Consider the following 17,038-nt stretch of genomic DNA (forward strand, 5'->3'; position numbering starts at 1 on the left):
AGGCCACGCTGCCGACGAGGGCTGCGCGACCGCCCGCACCGCCCGCGAGGAGTTCGAGTGCCGCGCCGGCCACACGCGCTCGGACGCCTGTGGCGAGGCGCGAGCCGCCCTGCGCCGCAGCACCGAGGCCCGCCGCGCCACCGAGAGCCGCAGCGAGGCGCTGGTCGCCCGCATCGGCCGGGTGTGCGGCGAGGGGCACGCGGCGAGCGAAGCCTGCGCCGACGTCCGCTCGGAGCGCGCGACCTTCGCCTGCCGCGAGGGCCACGCCAAGTCCGACGCCTGCACCGAGGCCCGCGCCGCCCTCCGCCGCTCGCGCGCCGCGCAGGCCGAGGCGCGTGCCGCATCGCCGTCGCGCAAGTCGTCGGCCTCCACGACCAGCGCGCGCCGCAAGCACGCGAACTAACCGGACGCGGTCACGCACCGCGGCATCGCACTCCAGACGGCCCCCGGCGAGACGCTTCGCCGGGGGCCGTTTTTCCGCGTCCGCGAAAATGGCTTTTCGAGCGCGGCAGATGGCGCTCCGGGCGGCGGACCTGCTCCGTGGGTGGGTCTGCGGCTTGCGGCAGGGGGCCCCGCCGATTTTTCGGAAGAGGTTGCAGGGGCACCTCTTCCACGTTCCACCAAGTCCCGGAGGGATCCATGAAGCTGAACCGCATCGTGCCGCTCGCCGCCGCCGTCGTCGTCTCCGCCGCGGCCACGCAGGCGCAGGGCCAGACCACCACCGGCAGCGGAAGCGGCACCGGCCAGGGCACCACCACCTCGACCACCAGCAGCCGCGGATCGACGACGACGCAGAGCACGACCAACGCGTCGCACAGCGGCACCACGCGCTCGCGCACCGGCAGCACGACGGGCACCACCACCGGCCCCGGCGGTCCCGGCGCCGCCCGCAACGGCAGCCAGACCACCGGCAGCGGCTCGGGAACCGGGAACGGCTCGGGAATGAGCGGAAGCGGCATGAACGACGGCGGGATGAGCGGCTCCGGCAATGGGAACGGGATGAGCGGCTCGGGCCAGGGCGACGTGAACAACGGCGCGGCCAGCGGCTCCGCGAACGGCACCAGCGGCAGCCGCGCCCGCCACATGCGCGTCCGCAAGGACGGCTGACGCGTCACCGCTTCGCGTTCGCAGCGAAGCAACTCCAGGCGAGCCCGGCCCGTCGGCCGGGCTCGCCGCGCGCGGAGGATCGCCGGTGAAACGACATCCGCCGTACTCGCGAGATGTACGTCCTTGGGATCTGCCGGAGATGTGGGAGGGAGATGCGTGGGGGCGAGGCGTCGGCGGTGGTGCGCGGATGCGATAAATCGCACCCCTACCTGTGGATAGGCTTGTTCGTGAGGGCGGAGATGATCGGCATTGTGCGGATCGCGGTGGCGGTGGCGGTGGCGGTGCTGACGGCGTCGAGCGGGTGCTCGGGCGCAGCGTCTGGCGCGGCCCGGGCGCGGGAGGTCGCGACGGCCGATTCATCGTCTGCGGCGCGGTCGCTGTGGGCGGACACGCTGGCGGGGGTGCGGCTGGATTCGGTTGCGGCGGCGGACAGCGCGGCGGCGGCGCGCGACTCGGCCGCGCAGCCGCCGGTGGCGGAAGCGCGGCGGATCGTGGTGTCGCTGGAGCGGCGGCGGCTGTGGTGGATAGACGGGGAGGACACGCTTCTCACCACGCCCATCGCGGTGGGCAAGTCCGAGCGGCTGCGTTTCGGGAAGCGCGTGTGGGCGTTCGACACGCCCACGGGCTACAGGCGCGTGATCGCCAAGGGGCGCGACCCCGTGTGGACGCCGCCGGAGTGGCACTACGCCGAGCTGGCGCGCGACAGCTCGCTCGCGCTGGTGCACCTGCGGCGCGGGCGCGACGTGCCGCTGGGCGACGGCAGCGTGATGGAGGTGCGCGGCGACCGCGTCGGCCGGGCGATGCCGGACGGGACGTGGGAGGAGATGCCGCCGGACGAGGAGGTCGTCTTCGGCGACACGCTGTTCGTGCCGCCGGAGGGGACGGTGAACCGGCGCGTGGAGGGGGAGCTGGGGCGCTACAAGCTGGAGTTGGGCGACGGCTACATGATCCACGGCACGCGCGACTCGGCATCCATCGGCCGGGCGGCGACGCACGGATGCATCCGCGTGCCGGCCAAGGGCCTGGCGTACCTGTACCGGCACGTGCCGGTGGGCGCGCAGGTCTACATCTACTGACCGCGCTCCATCTCGTCCAGCACGCCGGCGGGGATGCCGTTCACCGCGCCGTACTTCTCACGGTAGATGGCACGCGCCAGGCTCGCCACGTCCGGCGCCTCGCCGCCGCCGCGGAACATGAGCGACATGGGGATGCGGTGGATGCCGTCCACCGGCGGCTGCACGTATCGCCCCGGCAGCACCCGCCCGCCGCGCGCGAGGAACCACCGCACCCGCCGCTCACGCATCTCCCGCTCTTCCGCGGATGCGGCGTCCATCACGCTCTCCACCTCCCACACCAACCCGCGCGGCGTGAGCCCCATCTGCCGAACCCGCTCTTCTCCCACGTGCTGCACGTGGTCGAGCAGCGCGCCGCCCACTCCCCCGCCCCGCCGCGCCGGGTCCGTCGCGAGGTAGACGCAGAACACGACCGCGGGCGCACGAAGCACGTGCAGCGTGGCGATGCCCACCGTCTCGCCATCCACCACCTCACGGATGGCGGCGCCGACGCCCAGCCGCATCGCCGCGACGATGGCCTCGCGCGGCTCGCGTTCGGGAGATGGGAAGCAGCCTTCGTAGATGCGCCACCAGGCGGCATCGGCGAGGAGGGCGGGTTCGGTGAGCGTCTGGGGCATGGGGGCCCTCACCCGGCTCGTTCCTCGCCTGCCCTGAAAAGAAAGTGATCTTCGCGAAATCACCGAAATGGTGATGTAGCAACACTTTCATCCGCTAGGGTGAGCGAAGCTCGTGGACGACTCTCCCGCAAGCGGGAGAAGGAACGGGGCTGGCGTGGCCTGGGGTCGTAGTGGGTCAAGGCGGCCTCCTCGCTCCTGCAGCGATAGCGACTCGCGCTGCGCGCTGCGGGAGGGCGGGTCGAGCGAGATCGGTGCGGACGGCTACCCACCTCGTCCGCAGGATCGCCGCATTTCCGAGCCGGGCGTTTCTATCCACCCGGACGAAGGCGATGCGTCTATCGAAACGCGAGGCTGGTGCGGCAGCAGGCCACGCCGGTGGCCTTCGCGCGTTTGTAGCCCCGCGGGTTTACCCGCCAGGGCGGTGCCGCCGCGTCGATTCTAGCGGCTCGCGTCGGCGGCGGCGCATCTCCGGATGTCCATCTCCCCGCGCGTGCTTTCGGGCCGCAGTCCGGCCATGTATCTCACGAAGCGCATCTTCCGCCGCACATCTCCTGACACACGAACGGCGCTGGAGCTCTCGCGAGTCCCGCGCCGTTCGCCGTTCATCTGACGTCCAACGTCTACCATCTCGCCCGACGTGACGGGAACGTCAGCCCGTCGCGGCGAGGAGCGGGTGGGCGGCGCCCCAGCCGGGGATGGCCTCGAAGACCTTGAGGGCGAAGGCGACCTTGCCGAACGGGGCGCTCACCTGGACGCCCTGGATCATGGGCAGCGCCTCGGCGAGCATCTCCTGGGCGATGAGCGTGCCCTCCTCGGCGCCCTGCTCCTTGCCGAGCGCGCTCGCCCGCCGCATCCGGTCCAGAACGGCGTCCGGGATGACCACGCCGGGCACCTCGTTCGCCATGAACTCGGCGTTGCGCGCGGACGTGAGCGGCCAGATCCCGGCCACGATAGGGATGCGGATCCCGTCGCGGTCGATGCGGTCCACGAACTTCCGCAGCTGCGCCAGGTCGAACACCGGCTGGGTGATGGCGTACTCGGCGCCCGCCTCCACCTTCCAGTAGAAGCGCTTCATCTCGTGCTCGAAGTCCTCGGCTCCGGGGTTCACGCCAACGCCCACGACGAAGCTGGTGGGCTCGCCCAGCACGTTGCCGCCGGGATCGAGGCCGCGGTTGAGCCGCGTCGCCAGGTTCGTGAGCCCGATGGCGTCGATGTCGAAGACCGCCGTCGCGTCCGGGTACGGACCCATCTTGGGCGGGTCGCCGGTGATGAACAGCATGTTGCGCAGCCCCAGCGCCTGCGCGCCCAGCAGGTCCGACAGCATCCCGAGGAGATTGCGGTCGCGGCAGCAGTAGTGGATCACCGGCTCGATCCCCACCTTCTGCTGGATGAGCAGCGCCGTGGCCAGCGCGCCCATGCGGCTCTGCGCGCGCGGGCCGTCGGGCACGTTCACGCCGTCCACGCCGGCGGCCTTCAGCATCTCCACGCCCTTCAGCATCTCCGCCGGGTTGCTGCCGCGCGGCGGCACGATCTCCACCGTGGTCAGGAACTCGCCGCGGGCCAGCTTGGCGCCCCACTCGCTGCGCTGCTCCAGCGGCACCGGCTCCAGCGCCTTCGACGCGCCGCCGTCGCCGCCGTCCGCTTCGGTGCCGACCGCGAAGATGCGCTTCTCGCCGCCGGGGGCCAGCATCCGCACCGCGTCGCGCATGCGGGCGATGTGGTCCGGCGTGGTGCCGCAGCAGCCGCCCACGATGCGCACGCCCTTGCGGATGAGCCGCGCCGCGTACGTCGCCATGTACTCCGGCGACGCCATGTAGATCATCCGCCCGTCCACCTCACGCGGCAAGCCTGCGTTGGGCTGCGTGCTGATGGGGTGCGTGGTCGCGCCGGCCATCTGCTCGACGACCTGGAGCATGGCGTGCGGCCCCACGCTGCAGTTGAGGCCGACGACGTCCGCGCCCCATTCGGACAGGCGCTCGGCGAGCACCGTGGCCTCGGTGCCGTACGGCGTGCGGCCGTCCTCGCGGATCACCATCTGCGCCACCACGGGCAGGTCGCACAGTCCCTTCACCGCCTCCAGCGCGCGGCGGATCTCCTCCAGATCGCTGAACGTCTCCAGGATGAAGAGGTCCACCCCGCCCTCCAGCAGCGCCGCGGCCTGCTCGCGGAACAGCTCGCGCGCCTCGTCCACCGACGTGGGCCCGTACGGCTCGATGCGCAGCCCCAGCGGCCCGATCGCCCCGGCCACGCAAGCGCGCCCGCCCGCCGCGCCACGCGCGATCTCGGCCGCGCGCACGTTGATCTCGTGCAGGCGGCCGTCCAGCCCGTGCTTGGCCAGCTTGAGGCGGTTGGCGCCGTAGCTGTTGGTCTCCAGCACCTCGGCACCCGCGCGGGCGTAGGCCCGGTGCACGTCGGCCACCAGCTCGGGCTGCACCAGGTTCAGCTCGTCGTACGAGCGGTTGATGTACACGCCGCGCGCGTACAGCATGGTGCCCATCGCACCGTCGAACAGGTGCGGACGGCCGTCCTGGAGAAGCTCACGGAAGTCTGGCATTGCGTTCCTGCGTGGGTGCGTTCCCGGCCCCGCGCTACGGGGTGTCGGGGAAGACGACGGGGGTGCGGCCGGTCACGGCCACGTACCACACCACGCGTCCCTGTGGGTCCAGCCCGAACTGCGTGGCGCCCTTCTGCGGCGCGCACGAGGCGGCGCCGCTGCCGGGCGCGTACACCCAGCGGCGGGCGGTCTGCGGACGCAGGCGGTCCAGCGTGCTCTCGGCCTGCGCGGGAGGGGTGCCGCCGGGAAACTGCTCCGCCAGGTCGTCCAGCGACCCGGTGGGGCACGCGCGGCCCGGCCGCCCAAGCGCAGCGGCCACGGCAGACGTGTCGGCGCCCAGGGCGACGTGGCTCACCTGGCGCTCGCGGCGCCGGTCGCCGCTCAGCAGCACCCAGGCTAGGGCGATGACGCCCAGGGCGACGATGACGAGGGTGGCGTTCCGGCCGCTGTGCTTGCCGCCGACCGTCCGGCCGACCGTGTGGGCACGAGTTACGATGGGACCCTCCCCTGGTGTGGAATGACGTGCTGAACGGCGGATGCGGGAAAACGCCCCGCCGCTTGCACGTTCTCTGCCGGGCTGCGGAGAGTGGACGTAGCGTCGTCCGATGGACCGCTGCTCGCTCGGGGGGATGCCCCCTCCCGCTCGCTTAGGCTCGCACCCTCCCCCGCAAGCGGGAGAGGGTTGGGGGTTCGCTTCGTTCCCCCGGCTTCATCGCCTCCGCCGCGCATCTTCGGTCGAGTAGCAGCCCGCGCTGGCGAGCTTCGCGCCGTCGTAGCCCGGCGCGTTCACGCGCCCGGGCGGTGCCGCTGCGTCCCCCATCCTCCGAAATTTCTGCGTTCCTACCACCGCATCGTCATCTTCCCGGCGAACGACACTCCCTGCATCTCATCGCCGACGGGCTTGGGGGCGCGGGATACATCTCCACCGGGACGCTCAGGCCGCTCCTCCCGCCCTCACCCCCCCGCCGTCGAGAAGTATTTGGCGGCGGGGTGGTGGACGACGAGCGCGGCAGTGGACTGCTCGGGGTCGAGCTGGAAGCCCTCGGTGAGGCCCACGCCGATGGCCTGCTTCACCGGCAGAACCTTGAACAGCACCTCGTGCTGCTCCACGTCCGGGCACGCAGGGTATCCCCACGAGTACCGCAGCCCCTGCTCGCCCGCCAGCCCCAGCTCCGCGCGCACCCTGCGGTTCACGTACTCGGCCGCGCCCTCGGCCGTCTGCACGCTGAAGCCGTGCAGGAAGTAGCCTTCGCTGTAGTCGCCGCTCTTGTTGCGCTTGTCGATGAACTCCGCCGCCTTGTCGCCGCTGGTCACCACCTGTAGCGGCAGCACGTCCTGCGGCCCCTGGCCGTTCAGCGGGCGGAAGTAGTCGGCCAGGCACAGCTGCTCGCGGTCTTCCTGGCGCGGGAACGAGAAGCGCCCGATCTCGCGCGTGCGGTCCGCCGGGTCGAACACCACCACGTCGTCGCCGTCGCGGCCCGCGGGGAAGTAGCCATACACGGCGCGGGGGCGCAGCCAGCCCTGCGTGCGCGCCTCCAGCGTGTAGCGACGCAGGCGCGGCTCGAAATCCTCGCGCACCACGCGGTCCCACTCCTCGCCCTTGAGGTTGCGCGCGCCCCACTGCATGCGGTACAGCGTGTTCCGGTCGATGCACTCCACCACGTCGTCCACCGGGATGGGGTCCAGCACCTTGATCCCCCAGAACGGCGGCTGCGGCACGTCGGCCACGGGCACCGCCGGGTTCTCGCGCGACGAGGGGCGCAGGCCCTTCGCCTTCTCGCGGTTGCGGTTGTACTCCTCCGTCCGGCGGATCATCTCCTCGTTGTGCCCGCGCACGAAGTCGTCGCGCGTCTCCGCGTCCTGAAGCCGGTCCATCACCGCAAGGCCCTCGAAGGCGTCCTTGCAGTAGAACATGCCCTGCGGGTACGGCTGCCCATCGCCCACCATCGCCGCGCTGCGCACGAAGCTGGGGTTGATGGCCGCGCCGCCCACGAGGAGCGGATACTCCAGCCCGCGCTTGAACAGCTCCTGCGCCGCCAGCGGCATCTGCTTGGACGTGGAGACGAGCAGCGCCGAGAGGCCGATGGCGTCGGCCCCCACCTCCTGCGCCTTCTCCAGGATGGTGTTCACCGGCACCTGCTTGCCCAGGTCGAACACCGTGTAGCCGTTGTTGGTGAGGATGGTGTTCACCAGGCTCTTGCCGATGTCGTGCACGTCGCCGTACACCGTGGCGAGCACCACCTTGCCCTTGGTCTGCCCCTCCGCCTTCTCCAGGTAGTTCTCCAGCCGCGCGACCGCCTTCTTCATCACCTCCGCGCTCTGGAGCACGAAGGGCAGGATCAGCTCGCCCGCGCCGAACTTGTCGCCCACCTCCTTCATGGCGGGCAGCAGCACCCCGTTCAGCACCGGCACGGCGCCCAGCTTCTGCACGGCTGCGTCGATCAGGTCCTCGATCCCGTCCTTCTTGCGGTGTAGGATCTTCCAGTGAAGCGCGCCCTCCGGCTCCATCTCGGCCGTGGGGTCGACGGTGCTCTCCTGCTCCGCGCCCTTGCTCTCGTAGAACGAGATGAACGACGCCAGCGGGTCGTTCGCCTCCGTGCGCCGGTCGTAGATGAGGTCGTCGGCCAGGCGGCGCTCCTCGTCCGGGATCTCGGCGTACGGGCGCACGTGGGCCGGGTTGATGATGGCCGTGTCCAGCCCCGCCTCCACGCAGTGGAAGAGGAAGACCGAGTTCAGCACCGCCCGCGCGTGCGGCGCCAGGCCGAAGCTCACGTTGCTGACGCCCAGCGTGGTGAGCACGCCGGGAAGCTCGCGCTTGATGGCGCGGATTCCGTCCATCGTCTCCACGGCGGACCGGCGGAACTCCTCGTCGCCCGTCGCGAGCGTGAAGGTCAGCGCGTCGAAGATGAGCGCGTCGGCCGGCAGCCCGAACTCGCCCGTGGCGATGTCGTAGATCTTCCGGGCGACGGTGAGCTTGTCGGCTGCCGTCTTCGCCATCCCGCCGACCTCGTTGTCGATGGTCAGCGCGATCACCGCGGCGCCGTGGGCGGCGACGGCCGGCAGGACGGCGTCGATGCGCTCGCGGCCGTTCTCCAGGTTGATCGAGTTGACGATGGCGCGGCCGGGCGACTGCTTCAGCGCCGCCTCGATCACCGCCGGCTCCGTGCTGTCGATGCAGAGCGGCGAGTCCACGCCCTGCGAGAGCAGCTTCACGACCGAGCGCATCTGCTCGTCCTCGTCCTGCCGCTCGGTGAGCGCCACGCACACGTCCAGCACGTGCGCGCCGCTTTCCGTCTGGTCCCGCGCGACGCCCAAAATGCCGTCGTAGTCGTCGGCGAGGAGGAGACGCTTCACCTTGCGGCTGCCCTGCGCGTTGACCCGCTCGCCGATCATGGTCGGCGCGGGCTGCTGGATGAGGTCGGTCGCGCGAATTCCGGACGAGAGGCGCGGGACTCGTTCTACGACGCGCTCCTTGGGCTTCGCACCGTCCAGCTTCTCGATGAGCTGGCGCAGGTGCTCGGGCGTGGTGCCGCAGCAGCCGCCCACGACGGAGACGCCGAAGTCGCGGACGAACTCGTTCAGCATCTCCGCGAACGGGCCGGGCTCCAGCGGATAGACCGCGTCGCCGCCCTCGTTGTGCGGGATGCCCGCGTTGGGGATGCAGGAGATGGGAAGCGGCGAGTTCTCGCCCAGCCAGCGGATGGGCTGGCGCATGTGCTCGGGGCCGGTGGAGCAGTTGAGGCCCACCACGTCGGCCCCCAGCGCCTCCAGCGTCGTCAGCGCCGCGCCGATGTCGGTGCCCAGAAGCATGCGGCCGGACGTGTCCAGCGTGACCTGCACCTGAAGCGCGACCGGCCGGGTCGCCGCACGGATCGCGTCGCGGCAGCCGAAGATGGCGGCCTTCACCTCCAGGATGTCCTGCGACGTCTCGATCAGCAGCACGTCCACCCCGCCCTCGATCAGCGCCTCGGCCTGCTCGCGGAACACGGGCACGAGCTGGTCGAACGTGATGTTGCCGAGCGTCGGGTCAGAGGCGGACGGGAGGAAGCCCGACGGGCCGATGGAGCCGGCCACGAAGCGCGGCTTCTCCGCGGTGCTGAAGCGGTCGGCCACGCGGCGGGCGAGCGACGCCGCGGCCACGTTGATCTCGCGGACCTCGTCGCCCAGCCCGTACTCGGCCAGGGTGATGCGGTTGGAGCGGAAGCTGTCCGTCTCCAGCACGTCGCAGCCCACCTCCAGGAACGAGGCGTGGATCTCCTCGATCACGTCCGGCCGGGTGACCACCAGATAGTCGTTGCACCCCTCCAGCCGCTCGCCGCCGAAGTCGACCGGCGTGAGGTGGTAGCGCTGGATGGAGGTGCCCATGGCGCCGTCGAACACGAGCACGCGCTCGCGCAGGGCGGCAAGGTACGGCGGGAGCGTTCTCTGCTTCTGCATCTGGATCACGAACACCTGAAATGGAAAAAGGCCCCGCGACTGGTGAGTGCGGGGCCTGGCGTACCGATCTGGGAAGATCCGGTTTTCAGCTCCGACTCTTTAGCGTTTTTTTAGGTGGTCGCAAGCGGTCGCGCAAATCCATCCACCGCACGCTCGTGGCGTGCTCCGAACAATCTATGCGCCACGCCGGGGAACGCAAGTCTTCCCGCGATCCGGTCTTACATCCCCGGCCAGAACTCGGAGCGGGCCGCAGGCATCCCTCCGAATCCCCCGCTACGCCGCTCATCCGCGGACGCACATCTTACAAGACGGTTGATGTGGAGCCGGCTTCACAACTCCGCGTCGGGAGATGTACGGTTCAGACGATGCAGCGCGTGGCGTTCCCGCATCGATTTCTCTGGCGCAGAATCAAAGGTAATACCCGGTCTGTATCCGCAGATGTGTGTCGCTGGGCATCTCGCGACTCGTGGAACACGCGGAGTGGCGTGAGGACTAAAGGCGCGCATCTTGCGCCCTGGCGGATCAGGGACTACGCTCACGTCCCCGATCCTCATCCCAACACCCCCCGGAGGAAACCCATGCGTAACAAGCTGAAGCTGAACGTCGACTCGCTCACCATCGCGTCGTTCAATACGACCGGCGCGGCGGCGGAGAAGCCGGGCACCGTGGTCGGCAACGCGACGCCCTGTACGTTCAACATCTCGGGCTGCGTCGCGACGTACCACACCTGCGCCTCGTTCGACCGCACCTGCTGAGAACGACGGAGGGCGCGGCCTATCCTCCCGGCCGCGCCCTCCCATCCACCGCTCCCACGGCATCACCGCCGGACGCGCTTGCCCCGTCCGCCCCGCCCCGCCGGTTCCCCGCCCGCCTCCACCCTCGCCGGCTCCGCTTTCGCGCCCGCCTCGCCGAGCTTCTTCTTCCTGCGCGCGGCGTAGAATCCGTTGGCCGTGAGCACCGGCCCGCCCAGCATGTACACCAGCCCGCTGAACCCCATGTACCGCGGCGCCACGGCGAGGGCGACGGCGATGGACGTGAGGCCGATCATGACGTTCAGCACGTTCTGGCGGACGTTGTCGGCCGTGTCCAGCACCTCGCCCGGCGTCAGCTCCAGCTCCTCGCGAAGGCGGTAGGCATGCATGTACAGGACGGCGAAGAGGAGGAAGACCAGCACGTAGCCCGAGCCGAACACCACCATCATCTGCGCCGGCTCGCCCCGATGCGTGAACACCGGCACGTGGCTGCCGTCGCCCAGCACCGCGTATTGCCGGCCGCTGAACTCGTCCACCACCAGGGTGAAGACGAACTTGAGCGGATAGACGAAGAAGACGACCAGGAAGAGGAGCACGGCGTTGAGCGCCACCGTGACCGTGTCGTCCAGCCCGAAGCGGCGGAAGAAGCGGTACTGCTGGTACCACACGCGGAAGAGGATGGCGAACGACGCCGCGAACGAGAGGAAGCCGCGCATGGCGTCCATGAGCTGCGCGAACGTGTGCGGCACCTCCAGCGACACCACCAGCAGCGTGATGGCGAAGCCGAACACGGCGTCGCTCAGCGCTTCCAGGCGCGACACCTCCGCGCCGCGCCAGCGGAAGCTGCCGTCGCCCGTCCGCCCGCCCGTCATCGCCCGCCGCACCATCAGCCCGCCCCCGCGCGACGAGGCCTGCAGCCGCCGCGGACGCATCCTTTTGCGGCTTCATCGGCTCGCACCAGCGGACCAGCCGGGCCGGGGACGGAGGGCCTGCACCCGGAGAATCGGTGTTTCATGGCAACGAGATAGCGGTGTTTACGCCGGAGCGCGAGAGCACTTGCGAGGGAGTGTTTCTTGCAAATCCGTCGCGAAACATTCCCCCGCTCCGGATGGCGCGGAGGAAGGGCACCCGCTGGATGGGAGCGATCCGATGAGCAAGCTGCGGCTGGACCTGGACGCGCTGTCGGTCGAGGCGTTCGAAACCGACGGCGGGATGTCGGACGGCGCCGGGACGGTGGACGGCTTCGCCAAGCCCGACGACGTGCACCGCGACGCGGTCTTCGCCTGTACGCAGGTGGCGAGCTGCTATTGCCGGACGGCGTACGCCGTGTGCGGCACGGGGCACGCGACCATCTACTCGTGCACGCCCACGTCGCCGGCCGCCTGCGCCTGACGCACGGCGCAGGTGAGAGAGGACGGGAGGCGGCTCCGCTCGGGCCGCCTCCCGTCGCGTTCGCTACCGTCCCGCGGTCTCCATCACGCCGGAGCCCACCGTGGCCTCGATCTCGTCCGCATCCACCGGCACGTCGCGGGTGATGACCTCGCGGCCGGTCTCGGTGACGATCACGTCGTCCTCCACGCGGATGCCCAGGCCGCGGAAATCGGCCGGGATGTCCTCCGCGTCCGGGATGTAGAGGCCGGGCTCCACCGTGAGCACCATGCCGGGGCGGAGGCGCAGGGGCGAGCCGTCCGGCTCGCGGTAGCCGCCCGCGTCGTGCACGTCCAGCCCCAGCCAGTGCGAGGTCTGGTGCGTGTTGAAGCGCTTGTATCCGCCGTCCTCGATCAGCGCGTCCACGTCGCCGCGCGGCAGGAGGCCCAGGTCCGCGAGCCCCTTCACCATCACGCGCACCGCGGCGTCGTGCACGCCCTGGAAGGTGTTCCCGGGCGCGACCGCGGCGATGCCCGCCTCCTCCGCAGCGGCCACGACGTCGTACAGGGCGCGCTGGGCGGGCGTGAAGCGGCCGTTCACCGGGAAGGTGCGGGTGATGTCGGAGCAGTAGTTCCCCAGCTCGGCCCCGGCGTCGATGAGCACCAGGTCGCCGTCCTCCACCACGCGGTCGTTGCTGGTGTAGTGCAGGATGGTGCCGTTCACGGCCGAGCCCACGATGGTGGGGTACGACGGCCCCCACGCGCCGGCGCGGCGGTACGTGCCGTCCACCGCCGCCTCCAGCTCCCACTCGCCCACGCCGGGGCGCGCCATCCGCATCGCAGCCAGGTGGCCCTGCGCGGCGAGCCTGCCGGACTCGCGCATCAGCTCCAGCTCCGCGGGCTCCTTCACGAGACGCATGGGATCCAGCACCTGCGCCGGGTCGCGCACGTCCCACGGCCCCTTGCCGCTGCGGGGCCGCGACAGGCGGAAGCGCGCGAGAAGCGACGTGACGCGCCGGTCCATCTCCTGCGAGCTTCCCAGCGAGTACCAGACGGCGTCGGCAGGCTCCAGCAGCTTGGGCAGTCGCTCGTCCAGCTCGTCCAGGGGGTACGCCGCGTCGGCGCCGAAGCGATCGCGGGCGCCCTCCACGCCGTGCCGCCGGCCCGTCCACGTCTCCTTCTCGGCGTCGCGGGGGCGCACGAAGAGCGTGAGGCGGTGCTCGGGATCGTGCGGCGTGAACACCGCCACCGTCTCCGGCTCGGCGAAGTCGGTGAGGTACAGCAGGTCGCTGTTCGCGCGGTAGCGCACGTCGGTGTCGCGCGACTTCAGCAGCTCGGGCGAGGCGACCAGGATGGCGACGCCGTTGCCGATCTGCGCCAGGAACCGCTCGCGCCGGGAGAGGAACGACGTGGCGGCGGGGCCGGGTTTCGCGGAAGGTGTGTCGCTGTTCTGCATCGCCGGGAGGGTCCGAGGGGGCGAGGGAGATGTGCCGGGGCTGCGCGCTCCGCGTAGGATAAGCCGCGCATCCTCCCGCCGCAAACCATCTCCCGTCTCCGCCCACCTTCCGCCGACGATCACTAGCCCCCTGGAGAGCGCGCCCAGCCATCGGCAGAGAGCCGGACGTGAGGACGGGGCAATGCTGGCCTCTCTACCGGCTTCTCATCGCCATGATCCGTCCGCCCGTTGGTGGCAGTGGCGGGGGAGATGCCCAAGCTGTTACCTTGCGGCTCGCCCACGACGTCCACGCCCGCCGGCTCGCCGAGGAGCGTCAGCTGTGACGTCGTCGTTCACGGCGGACGCGGCGGTCTCACCATTCCGGGCATCCATGGCCGGCACGCTGCGATTGGTGGCGCACGACCCCGCTTGGCCGGAACGCTTCGCGGCCGAGGCCGAGCGCATCCGCCGCGCCGCCGGCCCGCTCGCGACGGCTATCGAGCACGTGGGCAGCACTGCGGTGCCCGGTCTCGCGGGCAAGCCGGTCCTGGACATCGGCATCGCCGTGGCGAGCGAGGGAGATGCGGACGCGTGCGTCGCGCCGCTGGAGGGGCTGGGCTACGAGCACCGCGGCCCGTACGGCGACGACCCGCGCCGCCGCTACTACGTCCGCGACGAAGACCGCCGCCGCGTCGCGCAGATCCACCTCTACGTCCTTCCCGCGCAGGCGTGGGACGAGAAGCTGGGCTTCCGCGACGCCCTGCGCGCGGACCCCGCGCTCGCGCAGGCGTACGCGGCCGAGAAGCAGCGGGTGGCGGACCAGGTCGGCTGGGACAAGGGTGCGTATTCCGTGGCCAAGGGGCCGTTCGTGGAAGCCGTCTTGGCACAGCTGCGGGCATCCGGGCATCTGCCGCGACCGGCCGAAAGCTGATTCCGCACCTCCGTTTCCCGTCGTCCGGATTCTGCGCATCCGAAGCATGCGCGGCCGGACCTCGCGCCCGCGCGCCGGGTAGCCAGAGCGTCGCAGCCGGACCTTTCGCATCCGCAGCGATCCATCGCCCATCCCATGCAGTCACCGCCGCTTAGATGAACGTCGCACCTCTCCGCATCATCGCACCCAGAACCGTCTTCACCGCATCCGCGGCGGTGCTGCTCGGCGCGTCGGGCGGGCACGCGCAGGCGCCGCTGCTGGGGCTCCCGGTTACGCCGGCGCCCTCGACCGCGCCCGCATCCACCGTCGTACCGTCCGGCAACGCCGCCGCCGCCTCGGGCACGACGACCTCTCCGGGTGCGCCCTCGCCGGGGCCGACGATCGTGGCGGCATCTGCTTCGAACGTGCCGACGACGACCGCTGCTCCGATCACGTCGGGGGCGGCTGCCCCGGCGTCGCGCGCTGCCGCATCACCCGTCCGCATGCCGGCGCGGCCCCGGTGCGGCGTGGGCGAGGTGAAGGAGATGCACCGCAACCCGCTTCCGGGCGAGCTGCGCTGCCTGTACGGAGTGCACGGGCCGGGGAAGTTCGGGCTGCTGTCGTACCTGGACGTGCCCGTGTACCAGCCGAACACCCCCATGCCCGGCACGCACGTGGTGGGCGTCGCGGGCATGCCGGGCCCGCGGCAGGGCGAGAGCTTCGAGGCGTGGGAGTGGCGCGTGCTGCGCACCGTGTACGGCCGCGAGGCGCTGCAGGTGCACCGCGAGACGGAGCTGCTGGACCCGGTGGTGGGTGCCAAGATCATGCGCTTCGAGCAGTCGCTTGCGGCGGAAGGCATCCGCTTCCACCGGCGGGAGACGTGGCGCTCGCCGGAGCGGCAGGCGTTCCTCTTCCAGCAGGGTCGCGTGCGACCGGGGCCGCTGGCCACCAGCACGCTCACGTCGTGGCACTCGCGGGTGGACCGCCTGGGCCGCCCCGCCGGCCGCGCGGTGGATTACGACGTGGCCCCGTCGCGCCTCGGGCGCTTCCACGAACTGGCCGCCGCGGCGGGGCTGGGCAGCTACGGCGCCGACAGCAACGACGCGGGCCATGTCTTCTACGCGGGCGACGAGCTGCTGTCACCCTCCGAGATCGCCGTGATGCGTCTGCTCAAGCGCGTGCCGCACGTGACACTGGAGACCGGCCGGCCGACGAACGAGACGTGGACGTACGGCTCCCTCTCGTACTTCCAGGAGCAGGCGCGCGCGTTCGCGAACACACCGCTGGAGCCAGTCCCGTTGCTCGACCCCGCCGCGCCGCTCCGCCTCGCGCGCATCGTCGCACCTCCGCCCGCGCCGCCTCCGCCGGTCGCCACGCCGCCGCGCGGGAAGCGCCGCGGCCGACACTGAGCCTCATCGCCCCCCAGCAGAAACCAGCAACCCTCTCCCGAGCCGCGGAAGAGGGTTGTTCGCTCGGATGATGGTATGCGATGGCAACGTCTCGTATGAAGTCCGTGAGAATCGGTGCGGCCAGCATCGCCCTGGGGGCTCAAGCCGCGGGCTACGACGTCACGAAGCCCACAGGTATTGATCCCATTTTGCCACGTGCGTTTTTCGAGCCCACACCTCATCAGACGAAGACTGACGAACACGAACTCTGGAGCGCCAGCGCAAGCTGTCGCCCCTTTGCCTTGTCCGCGCGACATAGAAAGAGGACGATGAGGATTTTTCGCACGCAAGGAAACGTATTTGAACAGGTATCAGAACACGAACATCCCCCAAGCACCAGTTCTCGGGGGATTGCTCTCCGTGCAGGTGGTATCGGTCAGTCGAACCCCGGCCACGGGCGCATGTTTCTGGCGCAGGCGGCAGCGTGCTTGAGCTGTCCCGGAGCCGACAAGTCGTTGAACACCGCCAGGCTGGTTGCCCGCATCCGCGCTAGGTAGTCTGGCGGGACTGGTGCTCCCCATCCGAGACTCACGTGCAGACCGCCATTCACTCCAGTGCAGCGTCCCTGTTCGAGATCATCGTATTCGAGCGGGCTCATAGGCCACGCGGTCCACATGAGGGTGCGAAACGCGAAGATCCGCGCAGGCGTGCTTGCGCTTGGGTCTCCTGCGACAGCGAGAGCTGCCTCAAAGATCTGCCCGTCCCGAAATTTCCTCGTAGGTGCCGTCAGCGTGTTGAGAGCCGCAGTGTCCACGGAGAAGCGTCCTGCGCGGATCGCTGCTGCGTACGCGTTGCCTGCCGTAGCTCCGCACCGGTGCGCCTCATGGAGAGCCCAAGACCAGTCATCGCTGGATGCCGATTGAACGCCAGTGGTGAGAATCGGCACTGCACGCTCACAGTTACGCCGCTGCTCCGTAGTGTCGTCTACTTCTTGGGCGCTGAGCGAGGCATGAGAGGTAATCGCGAGCAAAATCGCGAAAAGGTAAATTCGCATTGTCACTAATCCGCGTGCCGGAGTTTGCAAGGGAGAAGAGCCGGAGGAACACGGCCCGGAATCGGATCGACGGTGTGGTGCTGATCCACGTCAGCGAGGGACGGGCGGAAAATCGCTGCGTCGAAAAAGTCCGCCGCTTTGGTGGATGGGGTTTGCGCAGGATCTATATCGCCGTCACGAAACACAGTTTTTTCCCAGTCGGCCATGAACAGGTGCGAATGTAACCAGTCCTTGTAGACCTGAACGTGTGAATCGGGGGAGTATACGATTCCCTCGTGCTCCTTGGCTGCCTGGATGATCGCAGGAAAGTCGCTGGGAGAACAGTACCGCTTCCATTGGTTGTC

At 70.2% G+C, this 17,038-nt stretch carries 15 protein-coding genes; 7 read left to right on the forward strand and 8 right to left on the reverse strand.

Going from position 1 to position 17,038, the window contains the following annotated elements:
- The 3 genes from VFE05_01400 to VFE05_01410 all read left to right on the forward strand — a co-directional run.
- A partial coding sequence (locus VFE05_01400; protein ID HET6228700.1) for a hypothetical protein occupies positions 1-403 on the forward strand: 403 nt, incomplete at its 5' end.
- Positions 404-639: 236 nt separating this feature from the next.
- Positions 640-1,107 (forward strand): hypothetical protein, encoded by a 468-nt coding sequence (locus tag VFE05_01405; GenBank protein ID HET6228701.1) that lies wholly within the window; start codon positions 640-642, stop codon positions 1,105-1,107.
- Between the two features lie 239 nt (positions 1,108-1,346).
- The gene (locus VFE05_01410; GenBank protein ID HET6228702.1) at positions 1,347-2,183 is read left to right on the forward strand and encodes a L,D-transpeptidase; all 837 of its coding nucleotides are present in this window, start codon (positions 1,347-1,349) and stop codon (positions 2,181-2,183) included.
- Here the strand turns inward: VFE05_01410 and VFE05_01415 are convergent.
- From VFE05_01415 to metH, 4 genes are all read right to left on the reverse strand, one after another.
- Complete coding sequence (locus VFE05_01415) at positions 2,177-2,797, reverse strand: GNAT family N-acetyltransferase (protein HET6228703.1); 621 nt, start codon at positions 2,795-2,797, stop codon at positions 2,177-2,179. The two genes, VFE05_01410 and VFE05_01415, sit on opposite strands and share 7 nt — an antisense overlap.
- Positions 2,798-3,446: 649 nt before the next feature.
- Positions 3,447-5,351 carry a bifunctional homocysteine S-methyltransferase/methylenetetrahydrofolate reductase gene (locus VFE05_01420; GenBank protein HET6228704.1) on the reverse strand — a complete coding sequence of 635 codons (1,905 nt, stop codon included), beginning with the start codon at positions 5,349-5,351 and terminating at the stop codon, positions 3,447-3,449.
- A gap of 34 nt (positions 5,352-5,385) precedes the next feature.
- The gene (locus VFE05_01425) at positions 5,386-5,742 is read right to left on the reverse strand and encodes a hypothetical protein (protein ID HET6228705.1); all 357 of its coding nucleotides are present in this window, start codon (positions 5,740-5,742) and stop codon (positions 5,386-5,388) included.
- A gap of 563 nt (positions 5,743-6,305) precedes the next feature.
- A complete protein-coding gene (metH, locus tag VFE05_01430; protein ID HET6228706.1) occupies positions 6,306-9,788 on the reverse strand; it encodes a methionine synthase in 3,483 nt (1,160 codons plus the stop codon).
- A 578-nt stretch (positions 9,789-10,366) separates the two neighbouring features.
- Between metH and VFE05_01435 the strand changes: the two genes are divergently transcribed.
- Positions 10,367-10,543 (forward strand): hypothetical protein, encoded by a 177-nt coding sequence (locus tag VFE05_01435; GenBank protein HET6228707.1) that lies wholly within the window; start codon positions 10,367-10,369, stop codon positions 10,541-10,543.
- Positions 10,544-10,605: 62 nt separating this feature from the next.
- On the opposite strand, the gene VFE05_01440 is transcribed toward VFE05_01435, so the two are convergent.
- Positions 10,606-11,472 carry a TMEM175 family protein gene (locus VFE05_01440; GenBank protein ID HET6228708.1) on the reverse strand — a complete coding sequence of 289 codons (867 nt, stop codon included), beginning with the start codon at positions 11,470-11,472 and terminating at the stop codon, positions 10,606-10,608.
- A 217-nt stretch (positions 11,473-11,689) separates the two neighbouring features.
- Here VFE05_01440 and VFE05_01445 point away from each other — a divergent pair, with 217 nt between their 5' ends.
- Entirely contained in the window at positions 11,690-11,932 is a 243-nt protein-coding gene (locus VFE05_01445; protein HET6228709.1) for a hypothetical protein, read from the forward strand.
- 63 nt (positions 11,933-11,995) lie between these two features.
- On the opposite strand, the gene VFE05_01450 is transcribed toward VFE05_01445, so the two are convergent.
- Complete coding sequence (locus tag VFE05_01450; GenBank protein ID HET6228710.1) at positions 11,996-13,363, reverse strand: aminopeptidase P N-terminal domain-containing protein; 1,368 nt, start codon at positions 13,361-13,363, stop codon at positions 11,996-11,998.
- A gap of 319 nt (positions 13,364-13,682) precedes the next feature.
- On the opposite strand from VFE05_01450, the gene VFE05_01455 reads away from it, so the two are divergent.
- A complete protein-coding gene (locus VFE05_01455; protein ID HET6228711.1) occupies positions 13,683-14,273 on the forward strand; it encodes a GrpB family protein in 591 nt (196 codons plus the stop codon).
- Between the two features lie 151 nt (positions 14,274-14,424).
- Here the strand turns inward: VFE05_01455 and VFE05_01460 are convergent, their stop codons facing one another.
- On the reverse strand, positions 14,425-14,808 hold the full coding sequence (locus VFE05_01460; protein HET6228712.1) for a hypothetical protein: 384 nt from the start codon (positions 14,806-14,808) through the stop codon (positions 14,425-14,427).
- Between VFE05_01460 and VFE05_01465 the strand changes: the two genes are divergently transcribed.
- Entirely contained in the window at positions 14,798-15,661 is an 864-nt protein-coding gene (locus VFE05_01465; protein HET6228713.1) for a hypothetical protein, read from the forward strand. The two genes, VFE05_01460 and VFE05_01465, sit on opposite strands and share 11 nt — an antisense overlap.
- A gap of 1,038 nt (positions 15,662-16,699) precedes the next feature.
- Here VFE05_01465 and VFE05_01470 read toward each other — a convergent pair.
- A partial coding sequence (locus VFE05_01470; protein ID HET6228714.1) for a hypothetical protein occupies positions 16,700-17,038 on the reverse strand: 339 nt, incomplete at its 5' end.

This window comes from Longimicrobiaceae bacterium, from assembly GCA_035696245.1.
GTDB lineage: Bacteria > Gemmatimonadota > Gemmatimonadetes > Longimicrobiales > Longimicrobiaceae > DASRQW01.